At 56.0% G+C, this 19,952-nt stretch carries 14 protein-coding genes, 2 rRNA genes and 1 pseudogene; 8 read left to right on the forward strand and 9 right to left on the reverse strand.

Translation table 11 applies throughout. From position 1 onward, the window contains the following. Both BKX96_RS00005 and rrf read left to right on the forward strand, forming a co-directional pair. Positions 1-312 (forward strand): 23S ribosomal RNA (locus tag BKX96_RS00005); the annotation flags it as partial. Between the two features lie 156 nt (positions 313-468). Next, a 5S ribosomal RNA gene (rrf, locus tag BKX96_RS00010) occupies positions 469-584 on the forward strand. 211 nt (positions 585-795) lie between these two features. Here rrf and BKX96_RS00015 read toward each other — a convergent pair. The 5 genes and pseudogenes from BKX96_RS00015 to BKX96_RS00035 form a co-directional block, all read right to left on the reverse strand. Beyond that, positions 796-1,319: pseudogene (locus BKX96_RS00015) on the reverse strand (JAB domain-containing protein). A 46-nt stretch (positions 1,320-1,365) separates the two neighbouring features. After that, positions 1,366-2,292 (reverse strand): recombination directionality factor, encoded by a 927-nt coding sequence (locus BKX96_RS00020; RefSeq protein WP_057025060.1) that lies wholly within the window; start codon positions 2,290-2,292, stop codon positions 1,366-1,368. A 78-nt stretch (positions 2,293-2,370) separates the two neighbouring features. Then, positions 2,371-3,375, reverse strand: a complete 1,005-nt coding sequence (locus BKX96_RS00025) for a YqaJ viral recombinase family nuclease (protein WP_057025059.1) — start codon at positions 3,373-3,375, stop codon at positions 2,371-2,373. Positions 3,376-3,448: 73 nt separating this feature from the next. After that, complete coding sequence (locus BKX96_RS00030) at positions 3,449-4,417, reverse strand: DUF932 domain-containing protein (protein ID WP_057025058.1); 969 nt, start codon at positions 4,415-4,417, stop codon at positions 3,449-3,451. A gap of 77 nt (positions 4,418-4,494) precedes the next feature. After that, positions 4,495-4,824 carry a hypothetical protein gene (locus BKX96_RS00035; RefSeq protein ID WP_077182406.1) on the reverse strand — a complete coding sequence of 110 codons (330 nt, stop codon included), beginning with the start codon at positions 4,822-4,824 and terminating at the stop codon, positions 4,495-4,497. Positions 4,825-5,737: 913 nt separating this feature from the next. Between BKX96_RS00035 and BKX96_RS00050 the strand changes: the two genes are divergently transcribed. The 3 genes from BKX96_RS00050 to BKX96_RS00060 all read left to right on the forward strand — a co-directional run bounded on the left by BKX96_RS00050 (position 5,738) and on the right by BKX96_RS00060 (position 8,484). Next, on the forward strand, positions 5,738-5,971 hold the full coding sequence (locus tag BKX96_RS00050) for a hypothetical protein (RefSeq protein ID WP_138233665.1): 234 nt from the start codon (positions 5,738-5,740) through the stop codon (positions 5,969-5,971). Positions 5,972-6,493: 522 nt separating this feature from the next. Continuing rightward, positions 6,494-7,780: a hypothetical protein gene (locus tag BKX96_RS00055; protein WP_057025055.1), complete on the forward strand. Its 1,287-nt coding sequence runs from the start codon at positions 6,494-6,496 to the stop codon at positions 7,778-7,780. Positions 7,781-7,848: 68 nt separating this feature from the next. Further along, positions 7,849-8,484, forward strand: coding sequence for a hypothetical protein (locus BKX96_RS00060; protein WP_077182409.1), 636 nt, complete (start codon positions 7,849-7,851; stop codon positions 8,482-8,484). Between the two features lie 415 nt (positions 8,485-8,899). Here BKX96_RS00060 and BKX96_RS00065 read toward each other — a convergent pair whose 3' ends face one another. The 4 genes from BKX96_RS00065 to BKX96_RS00080 form a co-directional block, all read right to left on the reverse strand. Further along, positions 8,900-10,930: a DUF262 domain-containing protein gene (locus BKX96_RS00065; protein ID WP_057025053.1), complete on the reverse strand. Its 2,031-nt coding sequence runs from the start codon at positions 10,928-10,930 to the stop codon at positions 8,900-8,902. After that, positions 10,920-12,416, reverse strand: coding sequence for a DUF262 domain-containing protein (locus tag BKX96_RS00070; RefSeq protein WP_057025052.1), 1,497 nt, complete (start codon positions 12,414-12,416; stop codon positions 10,920-10,922). Before BKX96_RS00070 ends, BKX96_RS00065 begins: the two co-directional genes overlap by 11 nt. 16 nt (positions 12,417-12,432) lie before the next feature. Beyond that, complete coding sequence (locus tag BKX96_RS32750) at positions 12,433-13,203, reverse strand: hypothetical protein (RefSeq protein ID WP_077182410.1); 771 nt, start codon at positions 13,201-13,203, stop codon at positions 12,433-12,435. A gap of 187 nt (positions 13,204-13,390) precedes the next feature. Next, positions 13,391-14,038, reverse strand: a complete 648-nt coding sequence (locus BKX96_RS00080; protein ID WP_057025050.1) for a HEPN domain-containing protein — start codon at positions 14,036-14,038, stop codon at positions 13,391-13,393. Between the two features lie 219 nt (positions 14,039-14,257). On the opposite strand from BKX96_RS00080, the gene BKX96_RS00085 reads away from it, so the two are divergent. The 3 genes from BKX96_RS00085 (at position 14,258) to BKX96_RS00095 (ending at position 19,918) form a co-directional block, all read left to right on the forward strand. Next, positions 14,258-15,739, forward strand: a complete 1,482-nt coding sequence (locus BKX96_RS00085) for a hypothetical protein (RefSeq protein WP_077182411.1) — start codon at positions 14,258-14,260, stop codon at positions 15,737-15,739. A gap of 63 nt (positions 15,740-15,802) precedes the next feature. Continuing rightward, positions 15,803-19,204 carry a TM0106 family RecB-like putative nuclease gene (locus tag BKX96_RS00090; protein ID WP_077182412.1) on the forward strand — a complete coding sequence of 1,134 codons (3,402 nt, stop codon included), beginning with the start codon at positions 15,803-15,805 and terminating at the stop codon, positions 19,202-19,204. A 45-nt stretch (positions 19,205-19,249) separates the two neighbouring features. Next, on the forward strand, positions 19,250-19,918 hold the full coding sequence (locus tag BKX96_RS00095; protein WP_057025047.1) for an ankyrin repeat domain-containing protein: 669 nt from the start codon (positions 19,250-19,252) through the stop codon (positions 19,916-19,918). The last annotated feature ends 34 nt before the right edge of the window (positions 19,919-19,952 follow it).

The raw sequence follows: 19,952 nt of genomic DNA on the forward strand, positions 1-19,952 counted from the left end.
TCGTGAGACAGTTCGGTCCCTATCTGCCGTGGACGTTTGAGATTTGAGAGGGGCTGCTCCTAGTACGAGAGGACCGGAGTGGACGAACCTCTGGTGTTCCGGTTGTCACGCCAGTGGCATTGCCGGGTAGCTATGTTCGGAATAGATAACCGCTGAAAGCATCTAAGCGGGAAACTAGCCTCAAGATGAGATCTCACTGGGACCTTGAGTCCCCTGAAGGGCCGTCGAAGACTACGACGTTGATAGGTTGGGTGTGTAAGCGCTGTGAGGCGTTGAGCTAACCAATACTAATTGCCCGTGAGGCTTGACCATATAACACCCAAGCAATTTGCGAACTCGAGAGAGGCCAGATTGCGGTGTGTGAAGACGAAACGAACCGAAAGTTCGAGATACTCACAAAACACCAAGCTGTCACATACCCAATTTGCTGAAGCGAGGCCAACCGGCCACGACTCAGTACCCGAATTTCTTGACGACCATAGAGCGTTGGAACCACCTGATCCCATCCCGAACTCAGAAGTGAAACGATGCATCGCCGATGGTAGTGTGGGGTTTCCCCATGTGAGAGTAGGTCATCGTCAAGATTAAATTCCGAAACCCCTATCTGCGCATGCAGATAGGGGTTTTGTTTTGTCCGCAGGAAAAAGCATCTGCAAGTAACCGTCCGGCGAAGTCACCTAGGGGGCATGACAAAAAATAAGCTCCAATGAAATGGGAGCTTACCGTGCCAATTACCGCTTCGGCATTGACCAGGGCGAGTCTGTTGGACGGAGTAACTAAACCAGCTTTTTTGGGTTACAGGTAACCCCGTTCGGCAAACGAGGCAAAGCCCTCATACCCCACGACAACATGATCCAAATCCGGGTGCCGATCATGTTGAGAGCGTTCTTGAGAGTTGTGGTCAGCATACGATCGGTTTGACTAGGCTCCGGGGATCCGAAGGGATGGTTATGTGTCATTTTGTGGCGCGCCACAAAATGAACAAGGATCACGGCGACAGCGTTGTGTTCCAGGGCGATCTTGACCACTTCCCTTGGGGACACGCTGGTTCCATCCAGGGTGCCTCTGAATAGCTCTCGGAAACCAATCACCCGGTGCTTGGTATCGAGCAGCAATAACGCAAAGACCTCATGCTCGTGGTACTGCAACAGTGTTTGTAGATGGCTGAATACTTGCTTCGGCTCAGTCAAGGCTCGTCCTTTAGATAGACGACTCATCGCGAGTTGTTGAGCCATCTGCAGGATGTCGGCCTCGGTGACTGGTGATTCCATTACATAAGTACCGGTCTCTTCACCGGCTATGAGCTTGTGATATTTCATGGGGACTCTCCTGCATTGGAATACCTTGGTCATGTTGGAAGTTTGATCAGTGGGCGCGAGCGGAGTGGTCACTGCTGCTTTGGAGGGGTTTAGATTCCAGCTTTTGTGCCAGTGATGTTTTGGTAAGGGCTGCTGGTTTGGGGGTGACTTCTTCCTTGCCGGGCTGATCTTCAGCTGCGGGGAAGAACTCCTCGACGATGGCGCCGGTGTCCTCCTCACTGTCTTCAAAGGCGCCGTTGTTAAAGCCCTGTCGTGCCACGCGATCCAATGCGGTCTGGTCAAAGCCAGAGACTTGTCGGGTTTCATCAAGCTGCTTGGCTTCCAGCAAGGCGTCTTCCATGCTTAAGCCTCTGCGCACGGTGATGTCCACGTAGAAGATTGGAGTGCCATGGCTTTGGCGGGTGGACTTACCGCGCAGGCGTAGCTCCAGTGGCAGACAGGCCAGGCGGTTGCCGGAGATGGCCTGGAAATACTGCAGGCGTGCCGCCAGAGTGCGAATGCTGTTAAAACCGGTGGTGCGGAAGACAAAACTACCTAGCGGATCATCGTAACCAATTACCACGTTCAGCCGGCCGTAAGGCTTGCAGGCATTGCCTTGGGCCAGTGAGCAGCCATCCGGTGAAGGGCAGGGCAACGACTGGATTCCGTCCTTGGTCAAGCGCTTGCAGGTCTCACCATTGCCGACGCACACCGGCCGACCGGTGTTACGGTCGAACAGACTGTAGTCAGCCCGAAAGTTGAGGTCCGGCTCGTTGAACAACAAACGGATCGGAATGCTGCGTAGCTTGCCGTCCTGGCCATTGCGCAGTTCCTCATTGAGCGGGTGCAGCAGCCAGCCGTCGCGGTTCTGTACCTGCGAAGTAATAGTGAACTGATCATCTTTCTCCGGCAAACGTTTGCCGTTTTTCTCGACGACCTTGCCGATGGAAATACGCCCGAGTACCGGAGGAGTAATGGCTAAACCTTTGAGCATGTTGGTTATCCTTGATCTGGAAATAAAAAAGCCACCAGGATGGAAACGGTCCAGGTGGTTTGGGAGACGGGGTATGGTTCAGCTAATCAAAAAGCGGCGACTGCCTGTTTTGATCTTGGGGTAGCGGGCTTGTAGGTAGGGTTTGTCCTTGAGCATCTGTTCGACATCCAGCCCGGTGCTGTCCCTGGACTTCTTCCAACTGATGTAGCCATCGGCAAACTCCGCGCGGGTGGCTGCGCCCATGGCCTGCTGCAGGGCTTGCTTGAGCTGCGCCTCGCGCGTCTCTTGCTGAGCCATGCTTTGGCGAACAGACTTGAGCTCCAGGTAGGTGCTGGCCAGATCCGTGTGTTGACTGAAATCCAGGGTCTGGCCGTTATCCTCTGGGTAGAGGCAGCGCAGCGCCGCTTCCGCAGAAGCTGTGCCATCAGCCGGTGGTGGGGTGTCACTGACCACGTAATCCCAGAACAACCGCTCCAGATCGATCAGCCGAGCAATCATCGAATCGTCCCGATCGATGCGATGGATCTCCAGGTGCTGGCCACCCAGCAGTACCGCCACATCGGCAGCCTGCTTGCCGGTCACGGCCAACTGGTGCATCACTTGCAACTGCACGTACTCGGGCACGCCCTCTTTCCAGAGGCGTGCACCGTTTATGCCGGCAGTTTTGCATTCAAGGATCTGTACATCGTCGGCGCCGATGACCTCGCGGTCGATGTTGGCCAGCATCCAGGGCAGTTTAGGATCAGGATGCTGCAGCACGGCATTGATACGTCGTACCCGGTGACCACTACGCTTGGTGTAATGCGATGCGACAATCGGTTCGAGGATGTTGCCCCAGTAAGCAGGGCTCTCTTCATCATTGAGATCTAGCTTGGGCAGTGAGGTGTCACGACCAGTTTTCTCCAGCCACAGCTCCAACTGGGATTTGTAAGGGTTAAGGCCTATGGCAGCGGCGGCATCCGAGCTGCCGATGCCTTGTTTGCGCACAGTCAGCCAGTCTTCTCGGGGAAGTTGTTTGGTCCCCACCAGGCGCAAGGCAGGGCGGGGTTTACTGCGGGATTGTTGCAGCGTTTGCGTTTCCATGATGTTTTCCTATGCGGCATAAAAACGCCCGGCCAGCAGAAGCTGACCAGGCGCTTTGAGTAGATGAGTGGGGCTAGGCGGCGAGTTGCAGCGCGGCGTTCAGTGCACGCTCTTTGAGGCTGGCACCGGCCCCAAACCACGCGGAGTCCATGCGGTATTCAGTACTCCTGGCACGTCGCTCGTGATCGACGTACTCAGTCACAGCATTGAGCAAACCCCACGCAGTTCCTTGGGCTGACTCCAGCGTCGCTCCACGACCTTGGCCTTCGTACAGCCCTTGCACCTTGCGCAGGGCTCGCTCATTCGGCAGCACTTCCGGCAGCTGGCTATTGGGGGCTACGTCACACAGCACATTCATAAAGAAGCCCATCGCCTCATGCCACTGCACTTTGCGTTCCGACAGTGCGCGCATGCGGTACATAAACTCATCCCATTGCGAGACGGCGATGCCCAGTTGTTTCTTCACGGCCTGCGGATCAAAGCGCGTGTTGTGCGGTACCTTGATTGCGCGGGTAGCGCCGTTCAGGGAGATGGTCAGGGTGTTGTTGCAAACTACACGCACGGTGGTCGGGGTCGCGGTGGTGGCCAGCGTACCGTCACAGGAGGTGGCTAGCAGCAGATAGCCATTGACCTGATCGTCACCCTTCAGCACGGTTGTCTGCCCGGTCCTGGCCAGAGCCCAGAACTTGCGGCCACCTTTGAGTATCCCAGCTGTTTCCAACTCGTAGCCGGAGACCTCAGTCAGATCCCGGTAGAACTCCAGAACTTCACGGGGCTGCACAACCTGGTAGCGGTTGGAGACCACCGACAACGGGGCCTTGGTGTCGGAGCGATACAGCACCTTCTGTTCCGGAAAGGAGTCAATCGTGCCGAGGTTGCCGACAGTGTCGGCCTTGAAGTGAACTGGACTTTCCTGAATCTGCCAGTTCATGCCGGCTTCGCGCTGCCAAACTTCCAGCGGTTGTTTTTGCGTCAGGTGGTTACCCAAACCATGCCAAGGGGTAGCGCCAACGTATGCCATTTGTTCGACGAGATGAGCCATGGGAGTAATTCCTTTGGGTGCGTGCCGGAATAAATGCTGCGCACGCGCAGCATTTACCGAAGAATGTTGTAAGAGGATTAGGCTGGTAGGTTGAAGCGATGATTGCAGGCGAGACAAAGGTTGTTGGCGAACACATGGCGATCGAGTTTTTCGCCAAGCTGAGCACCGAGGGCGCAGCCGCCTGCACCTCCAGCGAGCCCGCCGAGGATGGCACCAGAAACTGTGCCGAGGGTGATGCCAAGAGGGCCGGCAATAGCGCCGACATAGGCGCCCACCTGGCCTGCTGCCAGAGCGGCGCTCGCACCACGAGTGGCTCCGCCTACGGTTCCAACAGCTGCGCCAATCTTCATGGCTGTTTGTAAAGATGCGATCTTGGGGGAGTTACACAGAGGGCAATGCAATGACATGGTTCTAAGCTCCATGGGGTGGATGTCATGGCAGTGATGTAGGACTGAATTTTTTTTGAGTCGAATCGTAATCGGCCTCCATGACGATTAAGTGCAGCAATCGGCCGATTCTGTTGAAAAGTCGGTTTGCCCAAAATGCTCGAATATTGATGGGTGAAAACATCTCTCTCGCACGCTACAACGTGAAATCCGAGTCCGGAAGCCTCTGCTCAAAGCTAGGGTCTCAATTTCAGGCACGTATTTTTCTGCCGTGAAAACCCAGCCGGATTTTTTCAATAGAATCGGCCAGAAGTAGTCATGGAATGACTACAAATTTGAGCGCGATTCAAGGTAGGTACAGCAGACCTTAGTCGGCAGCACCAACTGGAGCTACCGTCTCACGAGCCCTGGGAGATGCAAGGCTGAGGTGGGAGGCTTAATGCCGCCACTGTAGGATGTCCCAGCTGCGGACTTATCGGGAATTATAAAGGGAATGGCCAAGCCACATGCATCACTGTATACGAGATTCAAGCGCTGGTTCCGCAGGCCTAGTAACCCTGCAGGTAACGTCTATTACGCACGGCTAACCACTCCACAGGGTCTTTTTTACAAAATTGGCTTCACGACCAAGGCTAGCCTGGTCGATCGCATGGCGTATGGTGGTCACGGCGATGAAAAACTTATCGATAAAGTGTTTTTCTTCACGCAGCTCTAGGATGCATGGGATGTTGAGCAAACACTGCTGGACCACCTCAGTAAGCATCGCGCTTTTGGAAAGTACAGCAATAACCCGTCCCAGCCTCTAAGCGGAAGGGGGCAGTCTGAGCTCTTCGCGTCCGACATTCCCGGGCTCGATGCTGCTCTTTATGCTCCTCAGGAAGTGACGACACTTGAGGCATGCGAGTACGACTCAAATCAAGCGGCGGACGGATGTTTGGGAATATTCATCGGAATAGTGCTGGCCCCATTTACGCTGGGGTTTTCACTGTTCTTTATCTTTGGCGGGCTCATGGAGTTCATTACGGCTAATAAAAAACGAACGGTAGCGGAGAAGAAGGAAATTGTGCGCAGACCCCGGCCTAAGCATCCTGAGGAAATCCAAGTCCTTATTGATTCGCTGAGTGAGTTGAATATTCCAGCTAGCGCACAGGAGAAAACAGAAGCTTGATCCGCTTCCATGCTGCATCGCGGGCCTTCGAGAGTGACCGATATTGGCCGATTCTGGTGAAAAAGTAAGTCCTTCCAGACTGCCCGCATGCTGACGGCTGAAAACGTCTTTTTTAGCGCGCAGTTACGCGAAATCTGAGCCGGAGTACTCTGCTCAAAATAAAAATTTCAATTTCAAGTACGTACTTTTCTGCCGTGGAGACTATGGCCGACTGTTTTCAACAGAATTGGCCGATTGCTGCCTGTCAGGAAGGGCAACAAATGGCCAGAAGCAGCAGTTCGCGACGAGCAGCTCTGGTAACCCATAACTACAACAACCCTAACGCTGCGCGCCGAGTAACCCAGGCGCCTCCCAGAGCCGATTCCGTCGGCAGGATACAGGTAGGCCCCTATCAACCGTGGCGGACGAGTCGAAGAGCGCGAGCGACTGATTCGGACCGAGAAAATACCGGCCCAACACCGGCACCGCTGAGCAACTGCCCTACTAACGGAACGAGCTCGAACAGATCAGGAGAACAACTCGATGGACCACACACTTTTCGAGCGCTACTCACCTGCCATCCGCAGGCTCGGCACGGCGGGCGCCAACAGTCCCGAGCTCGTGATTGAAAACACAGGCAGAGACATCCTCAGGTATATCCCTTTCGAACACGTCAACGCTGATGCCAAGTTGGTCATCGTGGGCATCACCCCAGGCCCCAACCAGCTGCGATTGGCGTACGGCGAAGTCCAGCGACTAATGGCCGTTGGCATCCCGACTGCAACGCTGCTTCATGAAGTGAAAAAACTTGGTGCATTCGGTGGCAGCGCCATGCGCCCAAACTTGCTGCGCTATCTGCGGCACTTCAAGTTCGACAAGATCCTGCGCATTCCAAATGTAGAGTCCCTGTGGGAAGAAAACGCCGACTTGTTCCACGGAACCTCGGTCATACCTCACGCGGCCTTTACAACAACGCCTGAGGGCGGCGAATCCATGTTTGCGGGCTCATTTGCCTACCTGATGGCTTCCCCTTTATTTCGAGAGTGCTTCATGGACTGCTTCGTCTCCACACTCCGCGAAATTAACCCAGACGCCCTGTATATCGGCCTGGGCGATTGCCCCGAAGACGCGTTGCAATGGTGCGTCGATAACGGGTATCTGCACGCCCGGCAGTTTCTGGGTTCTTTCTGCCATCCTTCAACCAGTGGCGGCAGCGCACCGAGTGTGTATATCAGAGATAAAACACTCAGTGACCTGAAGCCAGCAGACCCTGTACGTCACAGAGTTGCGAAACTCGATCGGGCCTATGCGCGAATGGCTGGCGCAACTGCGTTGCTTCTGTGCGGCGCTGCGCCAATGTCGGAACCGCCACGCGCCGTCCCTCTACCGGATAGTACCCAAGCTGCCCTTGCCCCACCGCCTCCGGCCAAGCCAGCCCGCAAGACCGTAGCTGTCCCATGCGATGAATTCACCAATAAGGTGATCAAGCAGATTGAACAGAGCGGATACGTGCTCGTTAGGGAGAGCAAATACCTTGCAGAGTTTTGCGCTGCCGGCCAGACGGTCTATTTATTGAAAGCAAGGACCCGCATCAACAACATCTGTCTGATGGTTCACCCCAACATCATCAGGGGGCACTTGGTAGATCTGCTGGCGGAAATCGCCGTCAGCACAGGCCATCGACACCACTCAAGCATGTCGAAGTTTCCATCGAAATTGCATAATGGCAAGCAACCCATCACTTATGGCTGGCTTGTGAGCATTGGCGGCCTGGCAGACGTCAATGCTGTGGTGGAAGGCCTGCTTGAAATAAAACCGGCTACAAGCTGAATTGTCGTTGTCAAAATGAGCCGAAGTTTGCGCTTGGCAGGCCCATCAATCTGTTATGGAAGAACACAATGAGCGAACACATCTGCGTGCGTTTCCCGACCCCGAATTTCGACCGGCTGCTGGAAACCTTGCCACTCAAAGGCGCGAAGGTATTCAAGACCGGTTCCAGTTCAACTATCTTCGAGAAGGGTGACAGTTTGCTGCGGCTAACCCTGCAAGGCAGTGGCCATAACTTCCTGGCGCAACAATCGGCTGCGGGTAACCCAAACGTGGTCAGGGTACTGCACAACTATGGTGCGGTGGCGTTATCGGACACCTACGAGTCTGGCCCTGAGGTAGAGTTCTACTGGCTAGCGCAGGTCGAGCGCCTGGTTGATATTGAAGTGGGCAGCGAGCCTGTTCTTGAGGCTTGGCTTGCGCGATTCGATGAAGAGGGGCAGCCTGGCTCGAGGGACTTACCCGTTGTTGCACAGCAATGTCGTGAACTGGCGCGCGCTCACAGGCAGTATGCTGGGTTGATGGAAACGCTGGCGCTGGCGGCGGAGTTTCCGGGGATTGAGTCGATGGACCTGCGGCTGAGTAACTGCATGCGACGGCCTTTGACCGGGGAGTTGGTTTGGACGGATCCGTTAGATGATTGTTTCTACGAACCAGACACCAATGTGGAAATTTCACTGGATGTACTCTTCGCGCTTCTCAAATGACGGGTAATCTAATCCATACACACGTTTTCGGGCCACGTCTTGCCAGGCCTATGTGACCAGCTTTTTAATGAATTTTGGCTCTTCTCAGTGAACATATGCTCAGACCCATCTGGCACGCTAAATCTCCCCTGATTTTCTAGCTGCTGCGACAGGGAACTTTGGGTCGTCATTAGCCGGTCGTGGCAGACTGAGATCGACCCAAATGGACGGTAGTAAGGGATTGGGCTCCAAGCTTTGCGGGAGCGGGCTTGCACGCGATGGCATCATCTCAGTGGTTCGCAGTGTAATCCTGCTTACGCCGTAGATGCTGAACCGTCGCTCCTGGCTGTGGATTCATCGGGCGACATCGCTGCAGGGTTATCACCCGTCGTTGCGCTTAATGGATAGCGCTGATAACGCTTGCTTCACCGTCACCCTAGTCGATGGTGAAAACCCTTTGGTAATGGCATTGCATTGCCGCCAGCATGGCAGCCTGATGAGCATCGGCCGCGACCTCTCCCCACGTTTCCTTCGAATAGATCAAGTCCATTTTCAGGGAGTCAGGTCGCTTCTCGTACGCCCGCTTGTTGAGGAATCGCTGGCGCTTTTCGTTGTAGGGCAGATTACCGTACTCCGAGTTGATACTGCGCGAGACAAGCGCGAGATTGCCAAAGCGGTCCAGCCAATCCCGCGAGACCGTGTTGGTATCGATCGCCTGTGGGGTCTGCGGCGAAATATGCTCTACCGAGTTCTTCGCGGTGAAACGGAAATTGCCCCAGAACTCATGATCACGTTGCTGTTCATACCAAAGCACGAAGTCCAGTTTATAGAACCAGTAATGCGCAAATCTGACGCCATGGTCCTCCGTCAGCACAGCTTCGAACTGCAGCGCCGAAGCGGTACGCCAGGGATCGTCCATGAACCGGCGGCTACGTACGACCAGCGCAGCATCCGTCACTTCTCCAAGCAGCTGGTTATCCAGATGGCATAGGAAGCCGTAGTACCGCTCGATTTCACCGCCACCACCCCGCACGGTGTGCGCATGCTTGTGGATAAAGTACAGGAAGGGGGTCAGCCAGTAATGGGTGGTGATTTCCTGCGAGTGATACAGCATGCTCTGCAGCAACGATAGGCCCTGGTGCACGGCATTGTCGCGACTGCGATTGATGTAACGCTTGTCTTCACTGGCGGAAATCGAGGTGTGGCAGACCTGATGGATTTCGTCATCGCCCTGATCGACCCACTTGATCACATACTCGTCCCACAGCACACGCATGCGCCAGAGCAGATCAATGAACCCTTGCGCCCTCGCCACACGCTGCGCCGAATCCGCTGGCGCCAGCAAGTGGGCTTCAAACAGGGCGAGCAACTGCCGATCCAGCACACGCGGCAGATCCGCCTGCCCTTGCTCCTTCAGCCAGATACGCAACACATGAAGCAAGAAGAGTGGAAAGCCGATGATGCTCCGCGCCCAGGGGGCTTCTCCGTCATCCTCGGCGATTGCTGCCGGAGACGCGCCGATATCGGTAACAGAGCCGTCAACGATGGCCTGCAAGGTCAGGCGGTCGTAGCCATCCGTTTGCGCGGAGTCGGTCTTTCGATCGAGCAACCCGTGTACGGCGCCTGCATGGAGCAGTTGCCCCTTGTTATAGAGATCCCCCAGTCGGTGCGCCTCCAGCTGGGTTTCCAGACACAGATTGCGCTCGACAAAGCCACTCATGTCGGCACAGGCATTCCACAATGCCGCGAAACGGAAACGGCTTTCCGCGGGGATGTCCTGCAGCAACCTAGCCTTGAGGATCTCGTGGTGCTGTAGCTGGATACCACGGTTGTTGATGACTTCGAACAGCTTGTTCAGGTCCATGCCCTCAGGTACTTGCGTGAGCACCAGCGATACATTGCGATACACAAAGCTGGCCAGCGCCTTGAGATATTCATCATCAACAGGCCCGCCGTCCGCACGCTTGTAGGTCTGCGCGAAGGAGGCCATCAATTGCTGAGCCTCTCTCATGCTCTGAGTGTCGATGATTTCGCTGCTCGTCGCTTTCCCCCCCGGCATCATGCTGGCAAGGAAGTCGTTCACCTGCTCCCGGATTGAGAAGTGCAGACGCGGAATCGTCCTTTCCTTCAGCACAACCCTACTGAAGTCCTCCATCACCTGGCTCCATACCGGCACCGTGCTGAGCATCCACAACGTGGTGAAACGCTGCTGGCCGTCGATCAGGTCGAAGCGGCGCATGCCCTGATTGCGATCTTCATCGGTGGTTTTTTCCACCAACAGCGTGCCGCCCAGGAAGAACTGCGTGTCGCCTCGATCGAAAGCATTGGCGATGTCTGTCAGCAGTGTTTTGATCTGCTCATCACCCCACACATACAGGCGCTGGTAGATCGGCACATTGAAACACCACGCAGCGTCTTTCCTGTTGGCCAGCTGTTGCAGAGTGCAGAGGCTGGAATCAATGCTCATGGCGACCTCCATGGGAGGCTTTAAGAAACACCTCAAGCCATTGCGATTTGTCCGCAAGGTTGCGGCATTCAGGATCCGCCTGCACCTTGTAGAACGCCAGAACAGCCCGTTTGTATCGACCTTGCACACCATTCCCCACTTCAATCGTTTCATCGGCATACAACGATGCCACGGCCTGTTGGCGCTTTTGCAGAAAGTCCAGCACCTGTTTCGGATGGTAGCTTTGTGCGATCACATCCAGCAGGTTTAGCTCGGCCAACCTGAAGAAGTTGGCGGCGGTTTCCTGCTTGACCTGTTTTTTCTCCAGGCGAATTGCGCCCAGCAGAAACTCCAGGCGTAAGGCAAACGCGGTCAGTTGCTCGACTTCGAACTGATCCATGTACACCAGGCTGCAGAGCATGAAAATTTCGCGCAGATACTCCTGGTTGTTGCACAGCAGCTGTCGATATATCGCGCGGAAAAAACTCACCTGCGCGCACGGCGCAGGATCGTTCATCAGCCTCTGCAGCAGGGCGGCATACTTGTCTGCGTAGAGAAAGAAGCCCACGCCCTCATGAATGGGCTGGCGCAGTGCCATCGGCAAGTTCGCGGGGTTGTGGCTGATGCGCAGTTGACTGCCGTGCAGTACGTGCTCTCCGTCGCCCGTCAGCGTCAACGCAGTTGCCAGCCGATTGTGTCGGGTGGCGTAGAGCGGCACGCTGTCGACGCTGCTGCGGCTGTCCGCAACGTGGTTCCATGTGTCGCACTGGAACTCGGTCAGCAGCGTCTCGTGTCTGCCCGCTGGAGTTTGCGCACCGCGCCAACGCCGCGCACGCCAGAGAAAACGATTGAACAGGTTGGGGGCAAAATCCTGGCCGGGCGACAGTATCGCGGGTTGACGTTGCAGCGCCTCCCAGCGCTCGGCGCAGTGCTGCTGCAGGGCTGTCTTCAGATCGCCCTCAGCGTCTGCGTGATCGATCGCACGCAGGTGATAGGCCTTGAGCAGGTCGGTGGCCCGCAGAGGCACGCCGCGATTGTTCTGGGTATCGAAAAAGGTGAAGGCAAGGTCGCTGCTGTCCACCTCGATCACCGTCAGACGAAGCTTTCCGATGATCTCCGGTGCAATCGGCTCTTGCTGCTTCAACGCCTGAATCCCTTCACGGATATGTCGTGCGGACTGCCCCGAATAGCTGAGCACCTGGCCCGCTGGCAGTGCACCGGTCGCGCGGTGATACAGCAGCGACAACGCCGTGATGCGCTGCTGACCATCGATGATGAACCTTCTCGATTGGTGCACATCGCGATGCAGCAATACCGCGCCAATGTAGTAAGGCAAGGTTTTGTCCGGCTGGCCTGCGAACTCTGCGAGATCACTGGTCAGTTGCAACAGCTTGTCCGGGCCCCACACGAAGCCGCGCTGATAACTGTCCAGTGCCAATGGCCAACCTACCTTTAGCAGATCGTCGAATGCCAGGGTGCTGACCCGGACAGGAGATTCATGCGTCATTTATCTGCTCCCCTGCTCAGCTCTCTTCCCAGCGTTTGCGCAACGTCCTGATCCGGGCATCTCCCCGCAGCGCACGCCGATCCGGTCCACAGAGCGCGACCGAACCTTCCGGTAGACCAAAGACTTCCTCGATGGCTGCCCGAATGCTGCTGACCTTCGCATCCGAACGTGCGGCCCGATAGCGCGCCGCCCTTCGCTCGGCAGTGGCCACGGCCTGGTCTGCACCCTGCTCATCCTCGGCATCTGGTTCCTCGACATCCCAGTCCTCGTCCTCTTCATCCCCCTCTATAAGTTCCGGATCATCATCGGCCTCTTCCGCCTCTTCCGCCTCTTCCGCCTCTTCCGCCTCTTCGGCCTCAGCGGTCAGGTCAGCCAGGCTCTGACCATTGGAATACCAAGTGCAGGCGTCCTCCTGCTCCCATACCAGCCCATCCTCGACATGAAAGGTGCGCAGGGCTATGGAGGACGAAACGTAATCGCTGAACCGCGACTTCACCGCTGGCAACCGCTCGAAGCCAGCGCCCAAGGCCAGTAGAACCTTATTAGGGCCGGCAACCAACAGGAATTCAGACCAGCTCTGCTCACGGAAATTGACGCTGGCAGAAGCGTACATGTAAAGGGTTGCGCGAAGTGATGCGTCCTGTTCGGCCAACTGGGTCAGTACCTGCATCACAGTGCGGTAGATACTAAAGCCCGCATTTTCGACGGAGTGCGAGTCGACCTCGACAGTGGGCAATGGCGACCCTTTGTTGACGAACGAGAGCTCCGATACCGATTTCTTGATCATTGCATTCTTTCCTTGAACAGTTCGTGGGCGGGAACGGGCGCAGTTTGCGCCCAAAGTCCCCGCTTTTTCGCAATCCCTCTGATTGAGGACGAAGATGTCATGCTCGACAGTGGCAAGTTAGGTGATGAGGATGAACAGCCAGCGGAATCACTTCGTTTGTGATCGCGTGATTGGAAAGTCCCACGACCTAAGAAACAACCGGATAACAAGCATCACCCCATAGCGTTTCCGGGTTATCCAGCATCAGCAAAATAATCACCGGCACCAACTTGCCGAGAAGGTTTGAGCAGTCGCGCAGCTGATCCCGGTTCACACTGCTGTTCCAGGTTGCGCCCCCATGCATGACCTGGTTTCGCAATGTATAAATTCGATTGAACAGAACGCCGAGCACTGCTGGGGTATTGCGGTTGGCCAACGCTTGCTGCGCTGCTCGCCGACCGCTGGCAAAGCGCTCGGTCCACTGTTGCTCGCTGATCTTGCCGTTCTGGTAATCCCAGAAGCTCTGGAACACGTAGGGGTTGTCCAGCAACGCGCGAATGCTGCCGGAGAACGCGGACCAGACCAGATTCTCGATCAGGTTGGCCGTGTCGAGCGCGCAGAGTTTGTCCAGGAACGCCTTGAACGTGGACTGCTCGGAAAGGCGGTACTGCTCGTCAATATCGGTGGCGTAGGCCGAGTTGAAGGCGATCCACAGGAAGATAAAACGCCCATCGACATCGTCAGCTTGCTCGGCACGATTGAGCCAACTCAGCGCCCGATGAACACGCAAGGTGAGGTTGGGATGATGACTTTCACGTTCCTGTCGATGACGGGTCTTGAGTGCTTGATGGTCCATGGGGTGCCGATCCTTGAGGTCATGGGCAGTACGTCAACAGATTGGGAGCGTCTGAAAACTTTACATATTTTTGATTAAACCCAGGCATGGGTAGAGAAGTTTCTATCGAGGGCCTGAGAACCTGCTCCATTTGTTTACCTGTACGGACAAACAACATGGACGGGGGCTGTGGTTTTGCTTAGGGTATGGCCATTCGATATTACCTGCAAGGTGGTCTGCATGAAGCGCGAACAGTTCCTGGCGCAACCTGAAGTTGAGTCCTTCATCGCATGGCTCGCAACGAACTTGCCGACGTTGACGTTCAAGCTGCGCTTCAAGGCGAGCAAATTTGTGCCGGGCGGTTTAACCGCTGATGTCCAGGGTTTCGAGCAGATTCTTGAGCAATACCGCTGGAAAGCAAGCTGGCAAGATACCCATCAAAATTCGGTGGATTCACAAACCTGGGCTGAAACTCAACGCTCTCTCGGACAACTTCGCGAGTGGCTGACGAGTGCGGTCAACCGGGGGGACGAACAACAAGCGCTTCAGGCGTGTTTGCAGATTCTTCGTTGGGGTGGTGTCCGGGGAGCCATTCCATTTTTGCACCGGCTGGCCGAAAAGGGCGAGCTGTCGAGCTATCTGCGGGAAATGGCCGGGCTCATGTCGCTCGACGGCGACAATGATCTGAATGATCTCGACGCGATCAGTGTCGAGCGTTTCGATGCTGGCCTGACCAAGATTCACGCCTTGCTTGATCCGTCGGGGTCACCCATCTATGACAGTCGCGTCGGCGCAGCGACAGGCATGCTGTATTCATTGTTTCGCCAGCAATGGACGGGGAGCGGCAAACCTCTGCTGGCGTTCCCGTCCGGAGCCGCTCGTGGCAACCAGATCCGCAACCCGGGAGCATTCTTGAACGGCTTGGCGGCGCCGCAATTTTCGGCGATTGATTATGCCGAATGGGCACGTTGGCAGGTGCGGTTGGGCTGGATTATCCGCGCCCTGCTCGAACGTACTGGCTGGTTTGCCGAACAAGGGGCGCTGCCCACGCGATGCCATGCCTTCGAGGCCAGCCTGTTTATGCTCGGCTATGACCTGCGGTGCTTTGATGTGACGCTGGCGACTGATCCGAAGGCCGCAGTGCCAGCGAGTGATCCGCAGAAAAGTGAACGTGAAAGCACTGGATGGGTGCCAACCGGGCATCCCTTCAGTCAGGTCCTAAAGGACTATCTGGCCTTCCGCCACAGCGGTTCGCTCGACAATAAAGCGTCCTTCATTGCCTGGCTGTTGGCCAACCCGCGCAACGAGAACCCGCTCACGCGTGCCACAGCGCAGGGCTACTGTTTCGCGTTTTCCATCGATGAATTCGACCTGTTTGGCCGGTCGCTCGAAGAACTCGAACGTATCGTCGTCGGTGGCAAGGATGGGTTGTGCGCTGCATTGGTGAGCGAGACATTGGAACCGTTCACCCTGGGTGATGAACGGGCAAGCGTCTGTTTGGTGGATGTGTTGATCACGGGCAATGCGTATCTGCGGGCGACGACTGAAAAGGCACGCATCGGCTACCTCTTGAGCGCCGGATATGCAGGTACCGAGAACTCTGCCAAGACGCTGATGGCGTTGGGGCGCAACGTGGGCAAGCACTTCGGGCTGCTCGATGCAGAACATTTGCCGACGACGTTGTTCGAGCAGTTTTTCGGCGGATGCTCGCTCGACGCCTGACTCACACACGACATTGAATCAGCGTGAAGCGTTCCTGGACGCTTCACCGTACTGGAAGCGACCATGCAAAGCCGGAACGGAATTCAGTTGTACTCTGCCTCAGATATCTGCGGTTTTCTTGAGTGCCAGCACCTCACGGCGCTGGACCTTCAGAACCTTGTAAGCCCTATGGAAAAAGCGGCGGCAAGCGAGCAGAACCGTTTGATCCAGGACAAAGGTCTGGCCCATGAAGCGGCCTTTTTCGAACGGCTGAAAAACCAATACGCCAACGTTGTCGACATTGCCGAGGGCAATCCGAGTTTCGCGCGTCGGGTGGTACTGACCATCCAGGCCATGAAGGCCGGTGTCGATATCATCTTCCAGGCGTCGCTTCAGGAAGGCGCCTTTATTGGCCATGCCGACTTCCTGCGCAAAGTGCCGCGGGCGTCGGCGCTGGGCGACCACAGCTATGAGGTGATCGACACCAAACTGGCGAAAACGGCCAAGGCCAAGTTCCTTGTACAGGTTGCGCTTTATTCACGAATGCTGATCTCGATCCAAGGTGTGCAACCAACGTTTATGTATGTCGTACTCGGTGATGCTGCGCGTACCGAGCAGGCATTTCGGGTCGCTGACTACGCCGATTATCTGGAGCATGTGCTACAGCGTTTCGAAGCGTTCGTGAACAGTGCCGAGCGACCCGTTACTTACCCGGAGCCATGCGGGCATTGTGGGTTCTGCGCCTGGCTTGATCGCTGCGACGAACAACGACTGCAGGACGATCATCTCTCGGCGGTAGCGGGTATCAGCCGTTCGCAAATCAAGAAGTTACAGAGTGCCGGCGTGACCACATTGCACCAGTTGGCGGACAGTACTGACGACCTGCGCATTCCTAAACTGCAGACAGAGTCATTGAGCAAGTTGCGGCATCAGGCGCGTTTGCAGTTCCAGGGGCGTTCCAGTGACGTGCCGTTGTTCGAGCTCCTGCCTGTCTTGGGTGAACGGCGTGGTTTCCATCGGATGCCCAAGGCGGTCGACGGTGATCTGTTCTTCGACATGGAGGGCAATCCGCTGGAGGAGGGAGGGCTGGAATACCTCTTCGGTCTTTACATCGACGAGTATGGGCAGCGAACCTTCAAACCGTTCTGGGCGCATACCAGAAATGAAGAAAAGATCGCCTTCGAGCAGTTCATCGACTGGGTCATCGGGCATCTCAAGCGTTACCCCGACGCTCATATTTACCACTACGCAAGTTACGAAGAGACGGCCATCAAACGCCTGATGAGCCAGCACGGCACGCGTGAAGCTCAAGTGGACTGGTTGCTGCGCAACGGCAAGCTGATCGATCTGTACAAGGTCGTTCGCGAAGCGATCCGGGTGTCCGAACCCAGCTATTCGATCAAGAATATCGAGCATTTCTACATGGGCCGACGTGACGGCGACGTCACCAATGCTGGCGCGAGCATCGTGTTTTATGAGCGATGGAAAGAGACCGGCGATTCGAAGTTGCTTGAGCAGATCGAGCGTTACAACGAAGACGACGTGCTATCCACCTACCTTCTGCGCAACTGGTTGCTGGACATCACGCCGTCAAATGCAGGCGCTTTTTCAGGGGCTGCCGCCGAAGGCGAGAAGTCAGTCGTGGAGCAAAAGGAAATCGAGATTCTTCTGGAGAATTATCACGATCGTTTACTGGGTGGTCTGCGCACCGACGAAGAGGCCATGAGTGACGAGGAACAGGTCACGTTGCTGACCTTCCAGCTACTCGACTTCCACCGCCGCGCCGATAAGCCGACGTGGTGGCAGCTTTTCAGCCGGCAGGACATGACAACCGAGGAACTGCTAGATGATATCGAGAGCCTGGCCGGTTTGCGGCGCACAACAACGCCGCCTGAACCGATCAAGAAATCATTTTTGTTTGAGTACAGCTTCGATCCTCAGGAAACCAAAATGCGCAGCGGTTCTAAAGGGGCCATCAGTGAGTCCCTGAACGCGGTACAGCTGGTTCATCTGGACTATGAAAAGTGTCTGGCGACATTCCAGGCCACCGTGAATAAAGCTCCGCCTGATTGCTTCGACATGATTCCTGGCCAGCCGATTCCGACTAAATCGCTGCGAGAGGCGCTGTATCGATATGCCGACAACGTCCTGGCTGGCGAGCAGCGCTTCCAGGCGGTTACCGACTTTCTGTATCGACGCGCCCCGCGGGTGAAGGGCGCCAAGCCGGGTGCACCACTGCTTGATTCAAGCCTGCCGACGATTGATGCCATCAAGCAGGTGGTGCGAAACCTCGAGCACAGCGTGCTGTTTATTCAGGGGCCGCCAGGCGCAGGCAAGACCTACACCGGCTCGCACGTCATCGTTGACTTGCTCAAGGCGGGCAAGCGCATCGGCGTAACTTCCAATTCGCACCACGCCATCAATAATCTGTTGGCGGCCGTTGAGTGTCGTGCACAAGAAGAGGGATTCACTTTTGAGGGATTGAAAAAGTCCTCGGAGGGAGAAGGCACGGAGTTCACCGGCCGCTGCATTCGTTCCATTGAGGACAAGAGTGAGTTCCTCGATGCCTGGGGGCCGAACATTGACTTGACGGCCGGCACTGCCTGGCTATTTGCCGATCCCGCCTTCACCGAGCAACTGGACTACCTCTTTATCGACGAGGCTGGTCAGGTAAGTGTGGCGAATCTGGTCACGATGGGCATGGCTGCTCGCAACATCGTCCTGATGGGCGATCAGATGCAATTGTCGCAACCGGTGCAAGGCGTGCATCCAGGCCGTTCCGGGGACTCTATCCTCGACTATCTGCTGAATGGCACGCCCATCATCGCGCTTAATCGTGGAGTGTTCCTGGCGCAAACCTGGCGGATGCACCCCAAGGTTTGCTCATTCATTTCGCAAGCTGTGTACGAAGGGCAACTTTCCTCGGCGCCTGGTACCGAGCGACGGGTGTTGTTACTGGATGGCCAACGACCGGATGTGCCGGACAGCGGGCTAATGTTTTGCCCTGTGGCGCACGATGGCAACAGCCAGAGTTCGGACGAAGAAGCGGAGCAAGTCAAAGCGCTTTTCGCATACTTCTTGCGGCAGCGTTATGTGGATAACAAGGGCGTCGAGCACGCGATATGCATCGAAAACATCCTGGTAGTAGCACCCTATAACCTGCAAGTGCAGTTGTTGAAACAGGTGCTGCCAGCGGGCGCTCGTGTCGGCACTGTGGATAAGTTTCAGGGGCAAGAAGCGGAGATTGTCATCGTTTCGATGGCGACCTCGAATGAAGACTACCTGCCCAGAGACATTGGTTTTCTGTACTCGAAAAACCGCTTGAATGTGGCCGTCAGTCGGGCGAAGTCGCTGGCCTGTATCGTCGCCAGCCCTAATCTGACTGCCATTCGCTGCCTTACTCCGCACGACATAAGCCTGGTCAATGGCTTGTGCATGGCTGTCAGGTACGGGACGACTGCCAATGCTGTCGCGCTGTGTGATTAGCGCCTACAAGGATCTTGTCATCTATCTGGAACAGGGAAGAAAGTAATGCCAATCTCGCCCGCTCTACTTCCTCTGCTGCAAAAGACTTTGGCCCCGACGGGCTATTGCGTTGACGACATAGAGGGACTCGACCTGGGGGACTGGCACGCTTCAGTGCTTCTCGACAATACGCAGTATCTGTCGTCGTTTGACCCGCTGGCGTTCAATGACCGAGATCTTGCAGGGGACACACCACTGGACATCGCCTACCGGCTGAACCGAATCGTCCTGATCGAGAAGCTGGAGGCACTCGGTGCCGTGGGGGACAAGCAACGGCGGGACTGGAAAGGCCTCGGCAGCTTCATGCCGCACGATAAATACATGCATCTGCCCGCCAGGCAGGGAAAAATCAAAACCCTTGAAACGCGTTTCCGGCTAGGCGGTAGTCTCAACCATCGTGATGTGGACGGAAATACGCCTATCCATTGGCTCGCAATAAGCGGCCACTTCAAGGCCGTCAAGTACTTCACTGACAACTACAATATGTTCGAACTTGATATGAACGCGAAGAACAACGAGGGCAATACCGCTCGAAATCTAGCGATCCTCAATGGCCATCACGACATAGCGCAGCAGCTGCTGATCCGGGAGATCAACAACTACATAAGTGCTGCGCGTATCTGGCACGAGATGTCGGCCGGGTGGACATGGATGTTGCCGAGTCGAAATGACTGACGGACAGCGATTGACTCGGGGGCAACACGCCTTC

The organism is Pseudomonas putida (assembly GCF_001976065.1).
GTDB classification, from domain to species: Bacteria; Pseudomonadota; Gammaproteobacteria; order Pseudomonadales; family Pseudomonadaceae; genus Aquipseudomonas; species Aquipseudomonas serbica.